Below are 22,991 nucleotides of genomic sequence, written 5' to 3' on the forward strand. Positions count from 1 at the left end.
GAAGCACGCAATGAGCACTGAACCGAACACACTGACCCTCACACCGCCCGAGGCCGTGGCGCCCGTGCCCCGCGAGAAGGCGGGCGGGCTCGTGCCCGTCGACCCGGCCGTGCACGAGGACATGGCGCGCCGCGCCGCCGAGTACGTCGGCGGGCTCGCCACCCTGGACGCCCGCTCCCCCGAGTTCGCCGGCAAGGTCGGCGAGATCGCGGGCCTGGGCGCGGGCGAGATGCGGGGCGCCGCCGCACAGTCCAACCGCATGCTGGAGCGCACCATCCGGAGCCTCCCCGGCAAGGGCGAGGACGCCCAGTCGCACGTGGCGGGCTCGCTCGTCGAACTCCGGCGAGTCGTGGAGGACCTGGACCCGCGCGACCTGCCCGCGAGCAAGGGCCGCAAGTTCCTCTCCCGGCTCCCCGGCGGCAACAAGCTCCGCGACCACGTCGCCAAGTACGCCTCCGCGCAAGGCACGTTGAACAAGATCGTTGGCTCGCTGCGCGGCGGACAGGACGAACTGCGCCGGGACAACGCCGCGTTGCAGACCGAGCGGGTCCGGCTCTGGGAGACGATGGGCAAGCTCCAGGAGTACGTCGTCCTCACCCAGGCCCTGGACACGGCCGTCGAGGCGCACATCGCGGGCGTGGAGGCCAGGGACCCGGCGGGGGCCGACACCCTCCGCTCCGACGTCCTCTTCCCCGTACGGCAGAAGCACCAGGACCTGCTGACCCAACTGGCCGTGTGCGCCCAGGGATACCTGGCCATGGACGTCGTACGCCGCAACAACGAAGAGCTGATCAAGGGCGTCGACCGGGCCGCGACCACGACCGTGTCCGCGCTGCGCATCTCCGTGATGCTCGCCTCCGCCCTCGACAACCAGCGCAAGGTCGTCGACCAGGTCAACGCCCTGCGCGGTACGACGGAGGACCTCATCCGGGGCAACGCCGAGATGCTCGCCACGCAGAGCGGGGAGATCCAGCGGATCGCCGCCGACCCGGCCGTCGGCGCGGAGACCCTGCGCAGCGCCTTCCAGCAGATCTACCGCACACTCGACGCGATCGACACCTACAAGGTCCAGGCCACCGAGGCCATGGCCGTGACGGTCGAGTCCCTGACCTCCGAACTCCAGCACGCGAGCGCGTACTTGGAGCGCAGCCGCTCGCAGGGTGCCCTGGAAGGCGGGAACGGATGAGACGACGAAGCGCGTTCGCCGTACTGACGGCGGCGGCTCTGCTCGCCGTATCGGCCTGCACGGCGGACAACACGACGGACCCCAAGGCGCCGACAGAACCCACACCCGGCACCCTCCGCGTCCTGGCCTCCAGTGAACTCAGCGACATGGCACCGGTGTTGGAGAAGATCCAGCAGGACACCGGGATCACGGTGAAGCCCACCTACATGGGCACCCTCGCCGCCGTGGACCTGCTCGCGCAGGGCAAGGTGGACGGTTCGTACGACGCCCTGTGGCTGTCGTCCAACGACTATCTGCACCTGCGTTCCGACGCGGCGAAGAAGGTCGTGTCGGAGACGCCGATCATGTCGAGCCCGGTGGCCATCGGGGTCAAGACGGCGACCGTGAGCGAGCTGGGCTGGCAGCCGGACGACGTCACCTGGTCGCAGGTGGAGAAGGCGGTGGCGGCCGGCAAGCTGACGTACGGCATGACCGATCCGGCACGCTCCAACTCCGGTTTCTCCACGCTGATCTCGGTGGCCTCGGGCCTGTCCGGAGCGCAGTCGGCGCTGACGGACGCGGACGTGGACAAGGCGACGCCGAAGCTGAAGGAGTTCTTCCAGGGGCAGAAGCTGACCTCGGGTTCCTCGGGCTGGCTGGCGGCCGCCTACGAGCGCCGCGGCACCGTGGACGCCCTGCTCAACTACGAGTCGGTCCTCAAGGGCATGAAGGGCCTCACCGTCATCCGGCCGAGCGACGGCGTGGTGACCGCGGACTATCCGCTGACCTCCCTCGCCTCGTCCTCCAAGGAGACCCGCGAGGACGTCCGCCGTCTCACCGAGGCCCTGCGCGCCCCGGCCGCCCAGCAGCAGATCACCGAGGAGACCCTGCGCCGCCCGGTCGTCGCCTCCGTCGCCCCGGCGACCGGCCTCGACACCAGCAGAAGGCGCGAACTCCCCTTCCCCGGCAGCCAGTCGGTCGCCGACGGCCTCCTCGACGCCTATGAGAACAAGCTCCGCCGACCGTCGAGGACCGTATACGTTCTCGACACCTCGGGCTCCATGCGCGAGGACGGCCGCCTCGACCGGCTCAAGAAGGCGCTCACCGATCTGACGAGCGACTTCCGCGAGCGCGAGGAGGTGACGCTGATGCCCTTCGGCTCCGAGGTCAAGAGCGTCCGCACGCACGTGGTGCGGCCCGAGGACCCGCAGGCCGGGCTCGACGGCATCCGCAAGGACACCAAGGCGCTCAGCGCCGAGGGCGACACCGCGATCTTCACCTCGCTGGAGAAGGCGTACGAGCATCTGGGCGCCGACGACGACACGTTCACGTCGATCGTGCTGATGACGGACGGCGAGAACACAGCCGGCGCGAGCGCTGACGAGTTCGACGGCTTCTACGGCCGACTGCCCGCCGCCGAGCAGGAGATACCCGTCTTCCCGATCCTCTTCGGCGACTCCGACCGCGGCGAGCTCCAGCACATCGCCGACCTGACCGGCGGCCGTCTCTTCGACGCCCAGAAGGGCTCGCTCGACGGCGCCTTCGAGGAGATCCGTGGCTACCAATAGGACCAAGGGGACCAGCCGGTTCATGGGCTACTTGGAGTCCCGCAAGAACCTCGCCGGGAGCGCGGGCGGGATCGCCGGGCTCGCGCTGACCTTCACGGGGCTCGCGGGCGCGTACTGGCCCGCCGTCGTCCTCGGTCTGTACGGCGCGGGCGCCCTGATCGCGCCGCCGGAACGCCCGCCGCTCCCCGACTTCCCGGACCCGTCCGCCCAACTCGACGAACTGCGCGGTGACTTCGGCAAACTGCGCGAGTACCTGGACGGCGTCGAGCTGCCGCCCGCGGCGGCCGGCCGCCTCACCGAGCTCACCGAACTCCTCACCGCCCTGCTGGACCCCGGCTGGGTCGCCGCGGTCCTCGCGCAGGACCCGGAGGGGGTGCACACCCTGTCCCGGGCCGTACGGCAGGACATTCCCGAGGCCGTCGACACCTTCGTACGGACGCGGTGGTGGACCCGGATGACACCCGGCACCGAACCGCCGGAACGCCACCTGGAGCGCCAACTCGCCGTGCTCCACGAGGAGTCGGAACGGCTGGCGGCACAGCTGCGGGAGACGGAGGCGCGGCGGCAGGAGTCGCTCACACGGTATCTGGAGGACCGGGGGCGCTCTTAGCGGAGGTCCCGGGGTACGGGTCACGTCTTCTTGCCGATGTCGGCGGAGCGCGCCACGAAGCGGACTGTTCCCCCGGTCACCCGGAACAGGAACCCTCCGCCGTCCTCGTCGGCCTTGAAGTTCTGCGTGGAGGCATCGAAGCTCATGAGACGGGTGATGCCCTGCCAGGGGCGGCGCAGGAGTTCCGAGCGCAGGGCGGTGCGGCCGTCGTCGCCGACGGAGGCGAGGCCGTGAGCGGCGAACCGGACGGCGTCGTACGCCTCGGCCGCCCAGGCGCCCGGGGCGCGTCCGTGGCGGGCGCGGAACGCGGCGGCGAACGCCTTGGTACGGGAGTCGGCGCTCGCGTCGGTGTAGCCCGTACTGATCCTCCAGTCCTCGCCGACGGCGAGGAAGGGGGCGCCGAGGACGTGCTCGCCCGCGACCCTGGCACCCCGGTGGCCCGCGTCCCGCAACGCGCGGGCGCAGGCGGCGGCGCGGTCGGGGCTCACCCCGCCGAAGAAGACGGCGTCGCGGGGGCGGGCGGCGATGCGGCGAGCGGCCCCGGTGAAGTCCTCGTCCGCGGCGACCTCCTCCACCGACGTCCCGCCGTCGAGCTTGCCGTAGACGGTGATGATGCGGACCGCGGCCAGGCTCTCCGCCTCGGTGGCCAGGTCGTGCACGACCACCGTGCGGGCGGGTTTGACGACCCGGTTCAGATAGATCACTGCCGCGAACGGGCCGACGGTCTGGGTGGTGCGCAACACGAGGGCGGTGGTGGTGTTGACGACCTCCAGGGCCTCGGTGTCGGCACGGGTGACGAGCACGGTCAGCCGGGCCTTCGTACACGGGGCGAGGGCAGCGGGCACGGTCGCGTTCGTGCCCGCGGCGATCACCACGGACACGTCCGGGTCGGCGGCCAGCCGGGCGGCCGTCGCGGCGGAGCCCGTCGCGGTGCCGCCGTCGTCCGCGGTGCGCAGCACGAGGTCCACGGTGCGCCGGGCGTCCTGGTTGTGCTGCTCGACGGCGAGGAGGGCGCCGCGCCGGTGGTCGGTGAAGTAGGGGTCGTCCGGGCTGCCGAGCAGCGTGACCACGTGGCGGGACCGCCGTACGGAGCCGGTGTTCGCCGACGCGTCGGCCCGGCCCCACTCCCACCACGCGCCCGCCCCGGCCACCGCGATGACACCGAGCGCGGCCCCGGCGACGAGCAGGCGCCGCCGGGTGGGCGAGGGCGGTGCGTCCACGGGGGAGGGCCCGGCGAGCATGGTGGGGTCGGGAACGGGCAGGTCGAGGACGCGTGCGGCACGGGCGGCGACCAGGGCCGGCAGCCCTTCGGGCAGCCACTCGTCCACGGCGAACTCGCCGAAGACGTCCTGGAGTTCACGGGCGCTCGGGCGCCGCTCCGGTTCCTTCGCCAGACATCGCCGTACGGTCCGGTCGAGGCTCTCCGGTACGCCGTCCAGGTCCGGCTCCTCCCGCACGGTCCGGTACAGCACGGCCGCGGCGCCGCCGGTGCCGAACGGCGGCCGGCCGGTGGCCGTGTGGGCGAGGACGCAGCCGAGCGAGAAGACGTCGCTGGGCGGACCCACGGTGTGCCCGCGGGCCTGCTCGGGCGAGAGGTAGCCGGGGGAGCCCACGACGGTGCCGTCCGTGGTGAGCGCGGTCGCGCCGACGGCCCGCGCGATCCCGAAGTCGATCAGGCGCGGCCCGTCCGCGGCCAGCAGCACGTTCGCGGGCTTGACGTCCCGATGGACCAGCCCGGCCGCGTGCACCCCGTCCAACGCCTCGGCCAGCACGGCACCGAGGCTGCGCAGCTGCGCCTCGGGCCAGGGTCCGCGCAGCGCCACGGCCTCGGCGAGGGACGGTCCGGGCACATAGGCGGTGGCCAGCCACGGGGAGCGGGCGTCGGCGTCGGCCGCGACGACCGGCACGGTCCACCGGCTGGTGAGGCGCGCGGCCAGCTCGGCCTCGCGGCGGAAGCGGGCGCGGAAGCCGGGGTCGTCCGCATACTCGGCGCGGATCACCTTCAGCGCGCACCACGCGCCGTGCGGCGAGCGCGCCAGGTAGACGACGCCCATGCCGCCCGCGCCGAGCCGGCCGGCGAGCCGGTGGCCGCCGATCAGGGACGGATCGGCGGGCAGGAGCCGTTCCACGTCAGCCGCCTCCGTTTCCCTGTCGTTCCCGCCCGCCGGTTCCGGGCCTCACTCCAGCACTTCAGCCCTGGCTCTGCGCCGCGCGGTTCAGATCGCCGAGTGATCCCAGCTGTCTGAACCGCCCGCCACGGACCTCGTGGACGAAGGTCTCGTCCGCCCAGCCCGTCGAGCTGTTGTCGTACTGGTGGAAGTCGCCGAAGGCGTACGTCCGGGCGATGCCCTGGTACTTCACCTTCGCCAGCCGCACAGCGAGATCGGCCCGCACCGGCCGCCGACGTGCCCCGGCCGGGACCGTGCGGGCGAACTCGGCGAGCAGCATCCCCACGCTGTCGTAAGCCTCGGTCGCGTACGGCTCCGGAGCGCTGCCGTAGCGCTTCCGCCAGGCCGCGGTGAAGTCCTTGGCCCGCTTCGTCGTCAGTACGGAGGGGTCCACGGCGTCCGTCACCACGAACCAGCCGTCGCCCGCCGCACCCGCGAGGCGCGGGAAGTCCGAGCCGTACAACTGGTGCTGCATCCAGCGCGGTCCGGTGAAGCCGGCCGTGGCCAGGTACCGGGCCGTGCGGACGGTGGCGTCCAGGGGGCCCAGGTACGCGAAGGCCCCGACACCGGCGGCGAGCAGTTCGCGCACCGCTTTCGGGCCGTCGTCCGTGTCCTCCGCGACGACGCGGGGCACGACCTCGCTCTTGAGGATGTTGCGCCAGTTGCCGACCACCTGGGTGCCCTGGTCCTGCATGGCAGGGCCCCCGGCCCGGTCGATCACGACGCCGGCCCGCACCACCTGTTGGGTTATGAAGGCGTGCAGTCCGATCCAGCCGCCGAGCGCGGCGTGGGCGGGGCCGCTCTGGAACGAGGTCTTCGGCGACGTCAGGAAGTAGTCCTGCTGGCCCGTGGTGCTGGAGACATGGGTCAGCCCCGCCGCACCGTAGACGGCCGCGGCCCTCTGCATGGGGAGCTCGGCGACCGGTCCCAGCACGGCGACGACGTTCCGGTCGGCGGTGAACTTACGGGCCACTTCCTGAGCGGTGTCCGCGTCGCCCTGGTCGGCGAGGACCTTCACCTTCAGGTCGTAGGAGCGCTTGGGCGTGGCGTTGTGCTCGGCGACGGCGAGGCGGGCGGCGCGTTCACTGGCCCGGCTGACGGCGGCCTCACTCGTGCTGGTGGTCGTGTGCACGCCGAGTACGTACAGGGGACGCCCACTGCTCGCGGACGGTTTCCCGTCGTCCTCCGACGCCCACACCGCCGCTCCGGTTCCGCCGCCCGCGAGCAGCAGCGCACCGCCGGCCAGCAGCAGGCGGCGGCGTGCCGGGTGCCGGGCGGGGACGGCCGGATCGTCCACGATCGTGGGTTCGACGTCCGGGAAGGCGAGGCTCTCGGCAGCCCGTGCGGCGACCATCCGGGCGACGGGGTCGGGGAGCCAGCCGCCGGAGGCGTCCGGAGCGTCATCGGCGAGCAGGCCGCGTATCTCGTCGGCCGTGGGCCGCGCGGCCGGGTCCTTGGCCAGGCAGCGTTCCACCAGGGGCCGTAACTCGCCCTCCACACGATCGAGTTCGGGCTCGTCGTGGACCGTGCGGTACATCAGGGCATCCGGCGTGCCGGTGCCGAAGGGAGGAGTGCCGGTCGCGGCGTACGCCAGCGCGCAGCCCAGTGCGAAGACGTCGCTCGCGGATGTGGCGGACTGCCCCTGGGCCTGCTCCGGGGCCAGGAAACCGGGGGTGCCGACCACGAGCCCGGACGCGGTCAGTGCCGTGTCGTCGGCGGCGCGCGCGATGCCGAAGTCGATCAGGCGCGGTCCGTCCAGGGCGAGCAGTACGTTGCCCGGCTTGACGTCCCGGTGTACGAGCCCGGCCGTGTGCACTGCATTCAGGGCCCCGGCCAGCAGCCCGCCCAGGACGCGTACGGCACGCGACGGCAGTGGGCCGTGCGCGGCGACCGCCTCGGCGATGGAGGGCCCGGGGACGAACGCGGTGGCCAGCCACGGCTCGCGTGCCTCGGCGTCCGCGTCCAGGACGGGAACCACCCAGGGGCTGTCCACCCTTCGCGCCAGCTCCACCTCCCGCGCGAACCGGGCCCGGAAGTCGTCCTCGTCGGCGCCCTCCCCCCGGATCACCTTGACCGCGGCGAGTGCCCCGGAGTCGGTGCGCCCGAGGTAGACGACGCCCATGCCGCCCGCGCCGAGCCGCCGCAGCAGCCGGAACCCCGCGATGCGGGACGGGTCGGAGGACCGCAGCGGTTCGCTCACTGTCCCGCCCCCTTCGTCTCGGTCGGTTCCGCGGTGGCACTCGCATCGCCCGCCTTGCCCCGGCCGTCGATGCTCGCCGCGACGAAGGTCATTCCCCTGCCCATGTCGGTGGTGACGGTGGAGTCCTCGGCCTCGGTCCGGCCCGAGCCGTGCCGCGCGGTCGCGGCCAGGGTGACCGACCCCAGCCGGAACTTGTACCAGTCGAAGGGATGCGCCTTGCCGCCGGCGGCGACCCAGTTCCCGCTCTCCGTCAGGTCGTCGTCGGAGATCACGGGTCGCCCGTCGGCGAACGCGTCGACCCGGGAGTACAGGCCGCGCACCCGGTCCGTGGCGTTCAGTTGCTGCTCGGGGCAGCGCAGCGCCTCCTCCAGCGACCCGGCCATGTCGCGCCGTGCCGACACGACGTCCTGGTGCACGGTGACGGTCAACGACACGTACACCGGCCCCTTGCCGCCCTTCGTCGGCAGCTCGTACATCCGCGTGAGACTGGCCAGTACGGTGTTCGGCAGCGCCTCGCGCCGCCACAGGCAGTCCTCGCCGAGTACGGCCCACTCGGCCGGATCGCTCTCGAAGGGATCGCGTTTGCGGTACCCGGTGCCGAAGTAGTCGGGGCGCACGGTGAGTTCACGAACGAAGGCGACGGCCTCGGCCCGCGTCCTCGGTGCCCGGTCCTCGGCGAGCGTGTACGGCTCGTTCACGGGCGACGCCGAGGCCGAAGGAGACGCGCCGGAGCTCTTCTTCGGTGTCCCCTCCGTCTTGGGCTCATCGCCCGCTCCACTGGTACACCCCGCCAGCAGCAGCACCCCCGCCGCCACGGCCAAGGTTGGCCTCCACCCGGTCATGCGTCACTCCCACCCCTATGCCCGCACCCCTGTAATCAGTGTGGCGCATGTAAACGCACTTGGGTGCCAACTACCCTTACAAACATGAGCAGTTATGGGCTTTGACGGCGGAGCATGGCGCTGTGGATTCATCCTGGCCGCACCACGATGATCACCAGGATCAGCACCGCCAGGATCAGCAGGCCGACCTTCAGGGCCGCGGGCCACGGCTGCGTCTCCTCCGGCGGCACGTCCGGCACCGGAACCGGCACCGGCCCGTTGAACACGTCGTGCCCCGTGACCGCCGCCCGCGTGCACCACGGGCAGGTCGGCAGATGGGACCCGTACGCGTGCAGCGGGCGGTTCCGGCAGACCCGTACCAGCGCGCGTTCCCTGTCCAGGGCGCGCAGCCACGCCTCCGCCTGGGGGCGCGCGGCGGGGGCCTGTACGCCGGGGCCGAAGGCGGTGCGGGCCAGGGTGAGGAGTTCCGGGGGCAGCACGGAGGGGTCGACGGTGCCGCGCGGGATGACGACCAGTTCGGGGCGTACGACGTAGGAGCAGCTGGCGGCGATGTTGTCCTTGACGGTCGACTCGGAGGCGCTGTCGTGCGGGACGCCGCCGAAGGGGTGGTTGCCCGCCGTGAGCAGCTGGTAGACGAGGACGGCGAGGGCGAAGTCGTCGGTGGCGCGGGTGGCGGGGCCGCCGGCCTGGCGCTCGGGGGACGAGTAGTCGGTGGTGTGCATCAGGCAGGGGAAGGGTTCCCCGGTCACCGGGTCGGTGAAGGCGATGGAGTCGCAGTCGAGGAAGGTGACGAAGCCGTTCCCGTCGACGACGACGTTGCTGCTGGAGAAGTCGCCGATGACGAGGTTGTCGTAGTGCATACGGGCCGTCATGAAGGCGAGGTTCCAGGAGACGCCGAGCAGGAAGCGCCAGTCCGCCCGTCCGGGGAAGAGTTTGAGGCGCTGGGCGCGGGTGAACAGGCCGATCAGCTGGACGTGCTGGGGTTCGCCGAAGCGGCGCATGGCGTAGCCGAGGAACTCGCCCCGGGGGCCGCGGGCGAGCGCGGTGGGCCAGGCCAGTTCGGGTGGCTGGGAGGCGTTGGTGGGGCGGGCGGCGAGCGGGGACATGGTCAGCATCCGCGTCAGCCGGCGCTCCTGTTCGGGTCCTGGCGGTTCGCGGTAGAGCTTGACGACGATGCCGTCGTCGCCGACGACCGGGTAGACGGCCGCCTGGCCGCCGCCCTTCAGGGGCAGTTCCGCCAGGACGACGGGCTTCCCGTCCAGGAACACCGTGAGGCCGCTCATGGCCGCGCCTTGCGCACGGCCCGCAGCAGCGTCTTGTCGTCGGCGTTCAGGGCGGTGAGGCGGTCCGACCTGAGCAGCGTGGCGAGTCCCTCGTGGGCGTCGTCGGTGACCGTGTCCAGGGAGCGGAACACGGCGTCGGCGAAGGACGCGTTCGGCGACTGCGCCCCGGAGGCGGCCCGGGTGAGCGCGGCCTGCACGAGCCCGTCGGTGGAGAGCAGCACGCCGTCGATCCCCTCGTCTGACACACAGTCGGTGTGCACCCAGCGGGCCGCGTCCGGCGAGGTGAGGAAGACCGTCTCGTTGCTGTACTCGCTGGCCGCCCGCGGCTGTGGCAGCAGATGGAACTGCCGCTCCCCGTCCTCCGTACCGGCTCGCAGTACGACGAAGCCGTCGCCGACGGTGAGCTGGCCCAGCCAGCCGGGGGCGAGCACCACGACGGTGAGCGTGGTGGCGAAGTCGGCGGCGTCGGCCCCTGTCCTGTCCAGGAAGACCTTGCTGACATCGTGGAAGGCGTCTTCGAGCAGTTCGTGGACGGCCTCTCCTGGCCGGCAGTCGGCCGCCGCGTCGGCCCGCCGCGCGAAGTGCTCGGTGGCCAGCTCGACCGCGAGCCTCGACCCCTCCTCGGAGCGCGGACGGCTGCCCGCGCCGTCCGCGACCGCGAGGACCGCCACGTACGCCGACGCCTTGTAGGCGCAGGCGTCCTGGCAGGGCAGGCCCTGGCGGCGGTGGCGGTAGCCCTCGACGCTCATGCCGTGGATGCGCCACGGCGATTCCTGCTTTTCCGCTCCGGCCATGAGTCAGGATCCCCATCCGGTCATTCGGTCAGGACTCCCAGGCCGGGCGCTGGGTCTTGAACTGGCTGAAGATCTTCTCGAAGACCTCGTCGCCCGCGCCCTTCTGTTCGGCGTTCGCGCTCGCCGACATCATCTGGAGCAGCTCCCGGAACGGGAACCCCTGCAGCCGGGCGTTGAACTTCGGGGCGAACGCCTGGAGCACCTGCTCGCCCATGTCCGTGATGCCGCCCACCCCTATCGCGTACAGGCGGAAGCGGCGGGCGCTCTGCTCGTCGGCGAGTACCGGGATCAACCGGTGCCAGGAGTCGGTCAGATGGCCCGTGCCGTCGGTCGGCAGACCGTCGGTGACCAGGCAGATCTGCGGCCGGTAGTACTGGAGTCCGGAGGCGCGCAGCTCGGCCTTGCGGGCCGCGACGATGTGCATCGACAGTTCGACGGCCTCCGTCATCAGGGTCACCCCCGCGGCGGCGAGCTGCGGCGGCCGGAACATGTGGGCGGGCACGAAGGGGCTCACCGGGGCGCGCGGGTCCAGGAGTTGGGGCCCGCGCCAGGCGACGACGCCCTGGCCGCCGAAGGTGACCACGGCGACCTCGACGCTGTAACTGAGGCTGACGTCGTCGTGCAGTTCCCGGGTCCACTCCATGAGCGCGTTGTTGAGCGTCTGGATGGGGCGGCCCGCCATGGAGCTGGAGGTGTCGAGGCAGAGCACGAGGGGCAGGCGTTGCGCGTTGTTCTCGAACTCGATGTCGGCGTACTCCGCCGGCATGGTGGGCGGGTGATCGCTGTGCATCTCTGTTCTCTTCTCCTGGTTTCCGGGGTGTCTCACGGGCCTCAGGACCGGGTGCCTTTGGCGTGCCGTCCCGTGGTGGGCGGGAAGGCGTACAGGACGTCGGAGTCGCGCTCGCGTGCGTCCGTGACGTCGACGAGCTGGCCGGGCGCGGGCGGCGGGCGGCCGGGCTCCGCCCACACGGCGCGGTACAGCACGCGGCCGAGCTCGACGTAGCCCTGCGGGTGCAGTTCGGTGCGGACGACGGCGGACCTCGCGGGGCCGGATACGTTGCCGACCCGGCGCCCGTGGCGGGTGGCCGGCTCCACCCTGAGGTGGGTGGTCTTCTCGTCGGCCGCGCGGCTGTTCGTGGTGGGAATCGTGCTGCCGCCCGCTGCGGCGAGGGTGCGGCGGGGCGCCGCGCGGGAGGAGCGGCGGATGGCGAGCACGAGGGCGGCAAGCAGGACTACGAGGAGGGCGCTCACGATTACGAGGGGGAGGTCGTCCCAGACGGAGGACTTGCCGGAGGTGGAGACGGAGAACGACTGCTTGGCGCGGTAGGTGGCCGGAGCCGCGTCCATCAGTTCCTGGCCGGTCAGCGACTTGGCGGCGAGCAGACCGCAGGCGGAGTGGAGTTCCGTGAGGTAGCCGGGGTCACCGGCTTTCGCGGGCTCACAGGCGGGCAGTCCCTGCCGAGCAGTCCCCGGAAGTCTGTCGATGGTGGCTTTCGGGTCCACCCAGCCGGTGCCCGCCAGCAGCAGGAGCGCTGTTCCGCCCTCACCGGTCTTCCCGCCCTCCGGCACCTCGACCACGAGGTTCTGGCGGTTGTCCCACAGGGTCTGCTTGGTGGCGCCGAGGTCGCCCGCCTTGTCGTCGAAGGGCACCTGGTCGTCCAGGGTGACCAGGACACCGAACTCGTCGATCGACTGGGACCAGCACTTGAGCCGGGCCCCGAAGTTCTCGTCGCACGTGTCGGCCACCGCCGCACCCGCGGGAAGCAGGGCGACGAGCATTCCGAAAAACACCGCGCAAAACAGTGAACGCCTCATGGGCAACCCCCCGTGGCCTAAAAGGCACTCGCCCATAGTGAGGGCAACCGGCGTGCGCCCGGAAGGGTTTTAGGGAAACCACCGCTTTCACTTCTACAACTTGAATACCTGATGGCAGCGGATGAACATCTGCCTCGCCCGTTCCACCCAATCACTGGCCAAAGCATCGAAATCCGTTTGCGTCATCCGGCAGGTCAGCGGCAGATCGCAGACCCCGGCGAGACAGGGCCGCGGCCCCCGTACGTCCCATACCGAGAGCATGGGATTCAGTTGTTCGGTATTCCATGCGTTCGAGGCCGCGGCGGCGACCGCCAGTTGATCCTGGCGCAGATAATGACCATCCGTCACGAAGGCGACCAGTAGCCGTTTGGTGGTCATGAATCTCACGGTGACCTGCCGTCCCGTCTCCTTGAGATCGAATTGCATGGACACGGAAACGGTGTCGGTCACGGTGTGGTAGTTCCGTCCGGCCACCCAGCTCTCCACCATCCGCCGCCAGTGCGCACCGATCTCGAGTACCTCGGGCTCCCGGCCGGGAAAACGCGTGGGTGAGGAATCAGGCGTCGCCGCCACGGCCCACCGCCTCGGCGACCATCGCGTCGGTCAGCCCGGCGTCCAGCAGCGCCTGGGCGTGCAGCAGCAGACAGGAGGGCACGGACACACTCGTACCGGCCCCGCGCCCCGCGGCCGCGGCCCTGCGGCGGTCGGCCAGATCACTGGTGCGCACCTTGATGCTGTGGGCCACGGTGGGCGGCGGCCAGGACGCCGGTTTCGGGGTCTCCTCCAGCAACGCGGCGAGCAGTTCGTCCAGTTGAGGCCGGTCCTCGGGCCGCTTGGCCAGACAGCGCGCGATCAGCTCGCGCGTTCCCCGGGGTACGGCGTCGAGTTCGGGTTCGCTCTGTACGACCCGGAAGCGCACGGCGTCGCCGCTCCCGAACGGGGGCCTTCCCGACAGGGCGAACACCAGCACCCCGCCGAGGGAGAAGACATCGCTGGGCGGCCCCACCTTCGCGCCCTTGATCTGCTCGGGCGACATGAACGGCGGTGTGCCGACGACGATGCCGGTCTGGGTGAGCCCGGGTACGCCGTCGACGCGGGAGATCCCGAAGTCGATGACGCGCGGACCGTCGGAGGCGAGGAGCACGTTCGCCGGTTTCAGGTCACGGTGTACGACGCGGGCGGCGTGGATAGCCTGGAGCGCCTCGACCAGGCCCGCGCCCAGCTGCCGTACCTGCGGCTCGGGCAGCGGTCCGTCGGTGCGGACGGCTTCGGCGAGCGAGGGTCCGGGCACGTACATCGTGGCCAGCCACGGCAGTTCGGCCTGGGTGTCGGCGTCGACGACGGCTGCGGTGTACGCGCCGCTGACCACCCGCGCGGCCGCGACCTCACGCGCGAAGCGCTCCCGGAACTCGCTCTCCGCCGCCAGCTCGGCCCGCACCACCTTCACCGCGACCTCGCGCCCGGCCGGCGAACGGCCGAGATACACCCATCCCATCCCGCCGGAGCCCAGCCGTCCGACGATGCGGTACGGCCCGATCTTCAGGGGGTCACTGACGGGCGTGCGCACCCCGCTCACCTCGATCCAGGGTTCGTTGCAGGATGTCCCGAGTGTCCCGCGAAATCCCCGCCGTGGCAGAGGTGATGGCGGAAATGGGGGCCGGGATTACGTTCGACCCGCAAGCAGGACCACGTGCCGCGCGCAGCGGGACGACGTGCGACACCCCGTCGAGATGGCGTCCGACGCGCAAGAAGGCCGGGGCCACGCACACCGTTGTGCGCGGCCCCGGCCTCCCCCGAGTTGCGGTCACCGCGGCCGGTCTTGACGACGTCGCAGGTCAGGGCAAGTCCGACCGGCCGCGGAGATCTCCGTGGACTAGCCCAGGCGCTGCACCAGCGCGCGGTACTCGTCCCACAGTTCGGTGGGCGTGTGCGTGCCGAACGTGTTGAGGTGCTCCGGTACGAGCGCGGCTTCCTCGCGCCACACGTCCTTGTCGACGGTGAGCAGGAAGTCGAGGTCGGACTCGGACAGTTCGAGCCCGTCGGTGTCCAGGGCACCCTTGGCCGGCAGGATGCCGATCGGGGTCTCGACGCCCTCGGCCCTGCCGTCGAGGCGGTCGACGATCCACTTCAGGACACGGCTGTTCTCGCCGAAGCCCGGCCACACGAACTTGCCCGCGTCGTTCTTGCGGAACCAGTTCACGTAGTAGATCTTCGGCAGCTTCGCCTGGTCCTTGTCCTTGGCGACGTCGATCCAGTGACCCATGTAGTCGCCCATGTTGTAGCCGCAGAACGGCAGCATGGCGAACGGGTCGCGGCGCAGCTCGCCGACCTTGCCCTCGGCCGCGGCGGTCTTCTCGGAGGCGACGTTCGCGCCGAGGAAGACACCGTGGTTCCAGTCGAAGGACTCCGTGACCAGCGGTACGGCGGTCGCGCGCCGGCCGCCGAAGAGGATCGCGGAGATCGGCACGCCCTTGGGGTCCTCCCACTCGGGCGCGATGATCGGGCACTGCGCGGCGGGGACGGTGAAGCGGGCGTTGGGGTGGGCGGCGGGCGTACCGGACTCCGGCGTCCAGTCGTTGCCCTTCCAATCGGTGAGGTGGGCCGGAGTCTCCTCCGTCATGCCCTCCCACCAGATGTCGTTGTCGTCGGTGAGCGCGACGTTGGTGAAGACGGAGTTGCCCCACAGCGTCTTCATCGCGTTGGCGTTGGTGTGCTCACCGGTGCCGGGCGCGACGCCGAAGAAACCGGCCTCGGGGTTGATCGCGTACAGCCGGCCGTCCTCGCCGAACCGCATCCACGCGATGTCGTCACCGATCGTCTCGACGGTCCAGCCGCCGACCGTCGGCTCCAGCATGGCAAGGTTCGTCTTGCCGCAGGCGCTCGGGAAGGCCGCGGCGACGTACTTGGACTCGCCCTGCGGCGGGGTCAGCTTGAGGATGAGCATGTGCTCGGCCAGCCAGCCCTCGTCGCGCGCCATCACGGAGGCGATGCGCAGCGCGTAGCACTTCTTGCCGAGCAGCGCGTTGCCGCCGTAGCCCGAGCCGTACGACCAGATCTCGCGGGACTCCGGGAAGTGCGAGATGTACTTCGTGGAGTTGCACGGCCACGGCACGTCCGCCTCGCCCTCGGCCAGCGGCGCTCCGAGCGTGTGCACAGCACGCACGAAGAAGCCGTCGGAGCCGAGCTCGTCCAGGACCGGCTGACCCATGCGGGTCATGGTGCGCATGGACACGGCGACGTACGCGGAGTCGGTGATCTCGACGCCGATCGCGGAGAGGTCGGAGCCGAGCGGGCCCATGCAGAAGGGCACGACGTACATTGTCCGGCCGCGCATCGAGCCGCGGAAGACACCGCCCTTGCCGTCCGTGCCCTGGAAGATCTCCCGCATCTCGGCGGGCGCCTTCCAGTGGTTCGTCGGGCCGGCGTCCTCTTCCTTCTCGGAGCAGATGAACGTCCGGTCCTCGACCCGCGCGACATCGGTCGGGTCGGAGGCGGCGTAGTAGGAGTTGGGGCGCTTGATCGGGTCGAGCTTCTTGAAGGTGCCCTTGCGGACGAGTTCCTCGCTCAGTCGCTCGTACTCGGCTTCGGATCCGTCACACCAGACCACGCTGTCCGGCTCGGTCAGTTCGGCGATCTCGTTCACCCACGAGATCAGTGCTTTGTGGTTGGTGGGTACGACGGTGGGAGCCGCGATGTCGCGCGCCACGATTGCTCCTAAATGAGGGGTTTTGTTGTTTGTGCCCCGTGGGGGCTGCGACCCGGACGCTTCACGATGGTGGATCCCCTGGCGCTCATCCGGTGCCGACCGCACTCATTTGATCATCCGACTAGACCGCGCATATGTCCAGAGGGCCTCACAGACGAGCGAAGTGAGGATCGCCACTCATCTCCGGGTTTTCTCCGCGCCATTTGGGGTTCACCCCCCATCACCCGGCGCACCGCGGCCTATCGCGCCCCGGGCGCCCGTGAGACGATGGCCACTATTCGCCCTTCATAAGGGCATCCTGATACGTAACTTACGGTTCCGTAGGTACGATTCAGCGCATGACTGCGTCCGTCCCCGACGCGCCCACGGACTCGCCGGCCGCCGGCCACGGTTCCGTCGCGCACTCCTCGTCGCGCTCGTCCTCCACACATCTGTCGCTGCCGCACCCGTCGCTGTCGGACGAGATCAAGCCCAAGCTCCGCGGCTGGCTGCATCTCGGCATGTTTCCGGCCGTCCTCATCTCGGGCCTGGTGCTCACCGCTCTCGCGAGTTCGACACGCGCCCGCGTCGCCTGCGCGATCTTCGCCCTGACGGCCTGCCTCCTGTTCGGAGTCAGCGCGCTCTACCACCGGGGCAACTGGAGCCCGCGCATGGACGGGGTGCTGCGCAGACTCGACCACGCGAACATCTTCCTGATCATCGCGGGCACCTACACACCGCTGACGATGCTGCTGCTGCCGGAAGCCAAGGGACAGTGGCTCCTGTGGAGCATCTGGGCCGCGGCCGCGGCGGGCATCATCTTCCGGGTGTTCTGGGTCGGCGCCCCACGCTGGCTCTACACCCCCTGCTACATCGCGATGGGCTGGGCGGCCGTCTTCTTCCTCCCCGACTTCATGCGGACGGGCGGCATCGCCGTGCTCGTACTGGTGATCGTCGGCGGGCTGATGTACAGCGCGGGCGGCGTGATCTACGGGATCAAGCGCCCCAACCCGTCACCCAGCTGGTTCGGCTTCCACGAGGTGTTCCACTCCCTCACCGTCGGGGCGTTCGTCGTGCACTACGTCGGGATCTCGCTGGTGGCCTATCAGCACGGCTGATCTTTTTGACCGACTCACCCTCAGTGGCCGTGGCTTCGAAGCCGCGGCCACTTTGCATGTCACGGCGGCCACACCCACCACCACGACCCCCAGGACCGCGGTCGCGCCGCCGACCAGGAACGCGACCACGCACAGCGCGGCGACCAGCAGCGCCAGCACATTGACAGTGCTCCTCACGAGCCCCCTCCCTCCATCACGACGAGCCCCCTCCTCCATCACGGACCGTGAATCAGCCCCATCTCAGAGTGACATGCCGCACTGACAATGAGCCCCTCCCCGCAGCTCCCCCTGCCCGCCCTCCCCGTCCACTCCCCCTCCACACATTGACAGCAACCACCTTTTGAGAGCTACTCTCATTTCATGGTTACTGTCACTAACGATGGCGCCGTACGGCGCGACCCCCGCCGCTGGTGGGCCCTCGGGGCCCTGGTCGCGAGCATGCTCGTGCTCGGTTTCGACATGACGATCCTCAATGTGGCGCTGCCCACGATGGCCCGGGACCTGGGCGCGTCCACCGGCGAGCAGCAGTGGATGGCCGACGCGTACGTCGTCGTCTTCGCCTCGCTGATGCTCCCCGCCGGCCTGCTCGGCGACCGCTTCGGACGGCGCCGCATGCTCATCACCGGGCTCGGCATCTTCCTGGCCGGCTCACTCGTCGGCGCCCTCGTCGACGACGTCACGCCCGTGATCGTCGCCCGCGCCGTGATGGGCATCGGCGGCGCGCTCGTGATGCCGCTCGCGATGGCCGTACTGCCCACGCTGTTCGCACCCGACGAGCGGACCAAGGCCGTCGGCGCGGTGTCCGCCGCCTCCGCCCTCGGCATGCCGCTCGGCCCGATCATCGGCGGCTGGCTCCTCGACCACTTCTGGTGGGGCTCGGTCTTCCTGGTCAACGTGCCCATGGCCGCGCTCGGCATCGCCGCCTGCGTCTTCCTGCTCCCCGAGACCCGCGACCCGGCCGCACCCAAGGTCGACGCCGTCTCCACCGCGTACACCGCGGCCGGCCTCAGCATCCTGATCTACGCGATCATCGAGGCCCCGCACCGCGGCTGGGGCGACCCGCTGATCCTCGCCCTGTTCACGGCTTCCGCGCTCCTGATCACACTCCTCGTCGTACGCGAACGCCGCAGCCCGCGCCCGATGCTGGACCTCTCCCTCCTCGCCCAGCGCGGCTTCCTCCTCAACACACTCGCCGCGACCCTCGTCCTGTTCGTCCTGTCCGGGCTGCTGTTCGTGCTGCCGCAGTATCTGCAGGCGGTACTCGGGTACGACGCCTTCGCCACCGGGGTGCGGCTGCTGCCGATGATGGGCGGACTGCTGGTGGCCGCGAGGGGCGCGGAGCCGCTGATCCGGAGGTTCGGGGCGCGCGCGGTGATCAGCGCGGGCCTGGTCGCGCTCGCCTTCGCCGCGATCCTGGGCAGCCGTACGACGGTCGACGACGGGTACGGCTTCACCGCCCTGTGGCTGTCCATCGCCGGGCTCGGCTTCGGCTTCGCCGTCGTCCCCGCGATGTCCGCCGCCCTCGGCGCGCTGCCCCGCGACCGCGCCGGCAGCGGCTCCGGGCTCCTCATGACGGTGCGCCAGGTGGGCAGCGCGATCGGTATCGCCCTGCTCGGCTCGCTGCTGGCGGGCGCGTACAGCGACCGGCTCGACACCTCGGGCCTTGCGCGCGCCGCCGCGGACACCGCCTCCGACTCGGTGGTCGGCGCCCATGTCGTCGCCGGCCGGCTCGGCGACAGCGCGCTCGCCGCCTCCGCCGACGCCTCGTACATCCACGGCATGAACCTGGTCCTGCTGGTCAGCGGGGTCGCGGCGCTCATCACCGCGCTGCTGGCCGCGGCGCTGCTGCCGAACGCGAAGCCGTCCGAGCCCGCCGGCCGCCCCACCCCCGAGAAGGAGACCGACGTGGCCCCGGCCGCCGCAGATGCCCGACAATGAGCACCATGGCCGCCACCGCACACAGCTCCACTCCCTCCGCGGAGCCCCCGCTCGGGCTCCGCGAGCGGAAGAAGATGAAGACCCGCATCGCGATCCGCCACGCGACATACCGGCTGATCCAGGAGCAGGGGTACGACGCGACGACCATCGAGCAGATCGCGGAGGCGGCCGAGGTCTCCCCGTCCACGGTCTTCCGCTACTTCCCCACCAAGGAGGACATCGTCCTCACGGACGAGTTCGACCCGATCCTGATGGAGGAACTGCGCAAGCGGCCGGCGGACGAGCCGTGGATGGACTCGCTGCGGTACGTCATGAAGCTGGCCATCGGCTTCGGGATGGAGAGGGAGCCCGAGGCCACCCGACTCCGCTCGCACCTCATGGTCCAGGTCCCCGCGGTGCGCTCCCGGATGCTGGAGAGCATGTCGGTCACCGGCCGGATGCTCGCCCAGGCGGTCGCCGAGCGCACCGGCCGGGACCCGGACAGCCTGGAGGCGCGCGTCTACACGATGTCCCTCATCGGCGGCCTCGCGGAGATCACCCAGTACTGGGCCGAACACGATTTCCAGGACGACCTCCTCACCCTCCTGGACCGCGCCCTGGAGGTCATCGAGCACGGCCTGCCCGCGAAGGACGACTGAGGCCGCAGCCCACCCCCGTGGCATCCTGATCCGGTGAACGGACCGGAGATCCACGTCGAATTCGCCCCCGAGCTGGGAATGTTCGTCGCGCCCGGACGGCGTGCGGGTGTCACGGAGGTCGTCACCGACGGTGTCTCGACCCTCGGCCACGTCGTCGAGTCCCTCGGCGTCCCGCTGACCGAGGTCGGCACGCTCGTCGTGGACGGCCACGAGGTGCCCGTGTCCCATGTTCCGGCGGCGGGCGAGTCCGTGCGCGTGCGACCGGTCGAGCGCCCGCAGCAGGTTCCCGGCGCTCCCCTGCGATTCCTGCTCGACGTCCATCTCGGCACCCTCGCCCGCCGGCTGCGGCTGCTCGGCGTGGACACGGCGTACGAGTCGACGGACATCGGCGACCCGGCCCTCGCCGCGCGTTCCGCCGCCGAGCGGCGCGTGCTGCTCAGCCGCGACCGCGGACTGCTCCACCGCCGCGAACTGTGGGCGGGTGCCTTCATCTACAGCACCCAGCCGGACGACCAACTCCGGGACGTCCTTGGCCGGTTCGCGCCCGAACTGAAGCCCTGGACACGCTGCACGGCGTGCAACGGCCTGCTCAAGGAGGCGAGCAAGGAAGACGTCGCGGAGCGGCTGGAAAGCGGGACTCAGCGGTCGTACGACGTCTTCGCGCAATGCCAGGAGTGCGGGCGCGCGTACTGGAAGGGCGCGCACCACGACAGCCTGGAGGCCATCGTGGAGCGCGCCCTCACGGAGTTCGGGACCTGAGGAGAGGAACCGTTGACGCCCCCTCAGATGCCTACCGCTTCTTCAGATCCTTCGCCCCGCAAGCCACCCCGTCCTTGCTCGGATCGAGCTTGAGCGGGTCGTCCTTGCCGTTGACCTTCAGGCGCCCGTAGTCGTTCGTCTTCAGCCACGCGCACCGGGCGGCCGTCGTCTTCTTCACCTCGTCGGGGAAGACGGTCGGCACGCAGACGTTGATCGAGCCGTAGTGCCGGTCGCAGCCGGAGATCGTCGGGCTGACCTTCTGCGAGGTCCGCTTCTTGCCGGGCTCGGTGACCGTGCCCTGGAGCGAGTCGGCGAAGGAGTGGACGTGCGCCTCGGCGGTCGACTCGGCGGCGAGTGCCGACGGGCCCTGCAGATGCACCCACTTGGCCACCGACGGCACCCCGTTGGCGTCGACCGCGAAGAGCATGTACCAGCCGGGCGGCGCCAGGTTGGGATTGCTCGTCACGTTCAGGTCCACGTTGTTGCCGTCCACGGACAGCGGCAGGTCCACGAACCGCTGGTTCGGGTCCGAGGAGTGCGTCACCGCGGCCGGACGGATCAACTCGGCCTTGGCGATGGGCCGGTCGGTGGTGATGCGCTGTGTGTCCCCGTACACCCACTCGTTGTCGATCACCGAAGTGATCGTCGGGCGGGTGCCCTTGAGGAGGTACGGCGGCGTGTAGATGGACACGTCATGGTTCCACGTGCCGTTGCCCGGGTTGTCGCCGGTCGTCATCACACGGCCGTCGGGCAGCAGGAACGCGGAGGAGTGGTAGCCGCGCTCCTCCGGGTCGGGAGCCACCGGGTCGAACGTCGAGGTCGCCGGGTCGAAGATCGACGACTCGTACACCGGGTTGGCGCGGTTGTGCAGAGCGCCGCCCGTCTCCAACACCTTGCCGTCGGGCAGCAGTACGGCGGAGACGTACATCTTGCCCTGGTTGCCCGTCTGAGCCACCGCACCGGCGCCCAGATCCACCGTGCCCTGCGGAAGCGGCGGACCGACGGTGTACGACGGGTTCGCGGTCTTGAGGTCGATGATGTCGGTGAGCCGGTTGGCGTCCGGGTTCGAGTCGATGTTGCCGCCGCCGATCGTCAGGACCTTCTGGTCCTGGGCCGGGGGCAGCAACACGCTTGCGGACTGGTCGCGTTCGTCCTTGTTCTGGAGCCCCGGGACCGAAGTCACCGTGTTCGCGCCGTAGTCGTAGATCGCCGAACCCGTGCCCGGCGTGCCGTTGCCGAAGACATGGCTGCCCGAGTAGAAGAGGCGGCCGTCCTGCATCAGGATCATCGACGGGTACAGACCCCAGTACGACCAGGTCTGGTTGACCTGCCACAGCGGCAACCACTGCTGCTGCGCGTCCGACCAGAGTTCGGCGGTCACCGAACCGGTGGAGTCCTCGCGCAGACCGCCGAAGGAGATGATGTCACCGTTGCCGAGCTCGGTCGCCGACGGATACCAGTGGCCGTCGTTCATGTCGTTCGTCTTGCTGTACGTCTCGGTGACCGGGTCGAAGATGTACGAGTCCTTGTACCCCTCGTACCCGTGCCCGCCCACGACCGGGAACGCCTTGTTGCCGCTCATCACGAGCACGCGCCCGTCGTCGAGCTGGACGTGACCGGCGCAGAACATGTCCTTGGGCGTGGGGATCGTCTTGTACGTGCCGTTCACCGGGTCGTACACCGCGCTGGTGAACGTGCCCGCGTTGAACTGCTCCTCGCTGTTGCCGGAGCCCGCGATCAGCAGCACCTTGCCGTTGTTGAGGACGACGGAGTGCATGGAGCGGACCGGGTTCTGCGTGGGCAGCACGTCCCACTTGCCGTTGGCGCACTGCTCGGCCGTACCCGTGCAGGTGGCCGGCGGGAGCGTGTCGGCGACCTGCTCCATCGTGTAGTCGTCGGTGGTCGCGGAGCCCGTGCCGTACACCGAGACGCCCCAGGTGATGCGGTCGGTACCCGCCGGGACCTCCGGGGTACGGACCGTCGCCTGCGTCCAACTCCCCTGCATTTCCAGCGTCTTGAGGTCGGTCCAGTACTGCCAGCCCGCCGTCGTGTCGTGCCGGAAGAGCGTGAGGGAGGCGTCGGGGGTCGTCGTCTTGTACCAGAGTCCGAGGTCGTACTGCTTGCCGACCGTGACCACCGGCGCACAGGTGGCGGACTCGGTGATCAGCGCCTTGCGGTCACCGGAGACCCGGCGGGTCAGCTCGACCTTCATCGCCTTGGTGCCCGAGTGCGCGTCGGCCACCGTGGAGAAGGTGAAGTCGTTGTCGCCCCAGCCCGACTTCTCCCAGCAGTACGGCATGCCGTCCGTGCCGGCCGTCTCGAAGCCCGGGTTGGTGACGAGGTTGGCGGCGGAGGCGGGCTGCGGCGAGATGAGCAGCAGGCCCGCGGCGAGGCCCGCCACGGCCAGA

General features: G+C 70.6%; 18 protein-coding genes. 7 read left to right on the top strand and 11 right to left on the bottom strand.

Annotation, left to right across the window (positions count from 1 at the left end):
• Positions 1-10: 10 nt before the first annotated feature.
• The 3 genes from OG266_RS15660 to OG266_RS15670 are packed head-to-tail and all read left to right on the top strand — an operon-like array spanning position 11 to position 3,343.
• A complete protein-coding gene (locus OG266_RS15660; RefSeq protein ID WP_371546268.1) occupies positions 11-1,186 on the top strand; it encodes a toxic anion resistance protein in 1,176 nt (391 codons plus the stop codon).
• Positions 1,183-2,733, top strand: coding sequence for a substrate-binding domain-containing protein (locus OG266_RS15665; protein ID WP_371546270.1), 1,551 nt, complete (start codon positions 1,183-1,185; stop codon positions 2,731-2,733). The genes OG266_RS15660 and OG266_RS15665 overlap by 4 nt, the downstream gene beginning before the upstream one ends.
• Positions 2,734-2,755: 22 nt before the next feature.
• Positions 2,756-3,343 (top strand): hypothetical protein, encoded by a 588-nt coding sequence (locus OG266_RS15670; protein WP_371552800.1) that lies wholly within the window; start codon positions 2,756-2,758, stop codon positions 3,341-3,343.
• A gap of 20 nt (positions 3,344-3,363) precedes the next feature.
• On the opposite strand, the gene OG266_RS15675 is transcribed toward OG266_RS15670, so the two are convergent.
• From OG266_RS15675 to OG266_RS15720, 10 genes are all read right to left on the bottom strand, one after another.
• Entirely contained in the window at positions 3,364-5,472 is a 2,109-nt protein-coding gene (locus tag OG266_RS15675) for an ABC transporter substrate-binding protein (protein ID WP_371546272.1), read from the bottom strand.
• Between the two features lie 61 nt (positions 5,473-5,533).
• Positions 5,534-7,711, bottom strand: coding sequence for a bifunctional serine/threonine-protein kinase/ABC transporter substrate-binding protein (locus OG266_RS15680; RefSeq protein WP_371546274.1), 2,178 nt, complete (start codon positions 7,709-7,711; stop codon positions 5,534-5,536).
• On the bottom strand, positions 7,708-8,526 hold the full coding sequence (locus tag OG266_RS15685; RefSeq protein ID WP_371552801.1) for a hypothetical protein: 819 nt from the start codon (positions 8,524-8,526) through the stop codon (positions 7,708-7,710). Before OG266_RS15685 ends, OG266_RS15680 begins: the two co-directional genes overlap by 4 nt.
• A 155-nt stretch (positions 8,527-8,681) precedes the next feature.
• Positions 8,682-9,836: a hypothetical protein gene (locus OG266_RS15690; protein ID WP_329545761.1), complete on the bottom strand. Its 1,155-nt coding sequence runs from the start codon at positions 9,834-9,836 to the stop codon at positions 8,682-8,684.
• Positions 9,833-10,630, bottom strand: coding sequence for a PP2C family serine/threonine-protein phosphatase (locus OG266_RS15695; protein ID WP_371546277.1), 798 nt, complete (start codon positions 10,628-10,630; stop codon positions 9,833-9,835). Before OG266_RS15695 ends, OG266_RS15690 begins: the two co-directional genes overlap by 4 nt.
• Positions 10,631-10,658: 28 nt before the next feature.
• Positions 10,659-11,420, bottom strand: coding sequence for a hypothetical protein (locus OG266_RS15700; protein WP_266455118.1), 762 nt, complete (start codon positions 11,418-11,420; stop codon positions 10,659-10,661).
• A 41-nt stretch (positions 11,421-11,461) separates the two neighbouring features.
• Positions 11,462-12,409 carry a hypothetical protein gene (locus OG266_RS15705; protein WP_371546279.1) on the bottom strand — a complete coding sequence of 316 codons (948 nt, stop codon included), beginning with the start codon at positions 12,407-12,409 and terminating at the stop codon, positions 11,462-11,464.
• A 129-nt stretch (positions 12,410-12,538) separates the two neighbouring features.
• Positions 12,539-13,018 carry a hypothetical protein gene (locus OG266_RS15710; protein WP_329545764.1) on the bottom strand — a complete coding sequence of 160 codons (480 nt, stop codon included), beginning with the start codon at positions 13,016-13,018 and terminating at the stop codon, positions 12,539-12,541.
• Positions 13,002-14,012, bottom strand: a complete 1,011-nt coding sequence (locus tag OG266_RS15715; RefSeq protein ID WP_323178274.1) for a serine/threonine-protein kinase — start codon at positions 14,010-14,012, stop codon at positions 13,002-13,004. Before OG266_RS15715 ends, OG266_RS15710 begins: the two co-directional genes overlap by 17 nt.
• A gap of 306 nt (positions 14,013-14,318) precedes the next feature.
• Positions 14,319-16,151, bottom strand: a complete 1,833-nt coding sequence (locus tag OG266_RS15720; protein WP_371546282.1) for a phosphoenolpyruvate carboxykinase (GTP) — start codon at positions 16,149-16,151, stop codon at positions 14,319-14,321.
• A gap of 338 nt (positions 16,152-16,489) precedes the next feature.
• Here OG266_RS15720 and OG266_RS15725 point away from each other — a divergent pair, with 338 nt between their 5' ends.
• The 4 genes from OG266_RS15725 (at position 16,490) to OG266_RS15740 (ending at position 20,583) form a co-directional block, all read left to right on the top strand.
• Positions 16,490-17,248 (top strand): hemolysin III family protein, encoded by a 759-nt coding sequence (locus tag OG266_RS15725; protein WP_266455128.1) that lies wholly within the window; start codon positions 16,490-16,492, stop codon positions 17,246-17,248.
• 360 nt (positions 17,249-17,608) lie between these two features.
• Positions 17,609-19,186 carry an MFS transporter gene (locus OG266_RS15730; RefSeq protein ID WP_266455131.1) on the top strand — a complete coding sequence of 526 codons (1,578 nt, stop codon included), beginning with the start codon at positions 17,609-17,611 and terminating at the stop codon, positions 19,184-19,186.
• Complete coding sequence (locus tag OG266_RS15735; protein WP_371546284.1) at positions 19,183-19,824, top strand: TetR/AcrR family transcriptional regulator; 642 nt, start codon at positions 19,183-19,185, stop codon at positions 19,822-19,824. The genes OG266_RS15730 and OG266_RS15735 overlap by 4 nt, the downstream gene beginning before the upstream one ends.
• A 33-nt stretch (positions 19,825-19,857) precedes the next feature.
• Positions 19,858-20,583, top strand: a complete 726-nt coding sequence (locus OG266_RS15740) for a Mut7-C RNAse domain-containing protein (RefSeq protein ID WP_371546286.1) — start codon at positions 19,858-19,860, stop codon at positions 20,581-20,583.
• Positions 20,584-20,614: 31 nt separating this feature from the next.
• Here OG266_RS15740 and OG266_RS15745 read toward each other — a convergent pair whose 3' ends face one another.
• Entirely contained in the window at positions 20,615-22,882 is a 2,268-nt protein-coding gene (locus OG266_RS15745; protein WP_371552802.1) for a galactose oxidase-like domain-containing protein, read from the bottom strand.
• Positions 22,883-22,991: the final 109 nt, after the last annotated feature.

This window comes from Streptomyces sp. NBC_00554, assembly GCF_041431135.1.
Classification (GTDB): Bacteria; Actinomycetota; Actinomycetes; order Streptomycetales; family Streptomycetaceae; genus Streptomyces.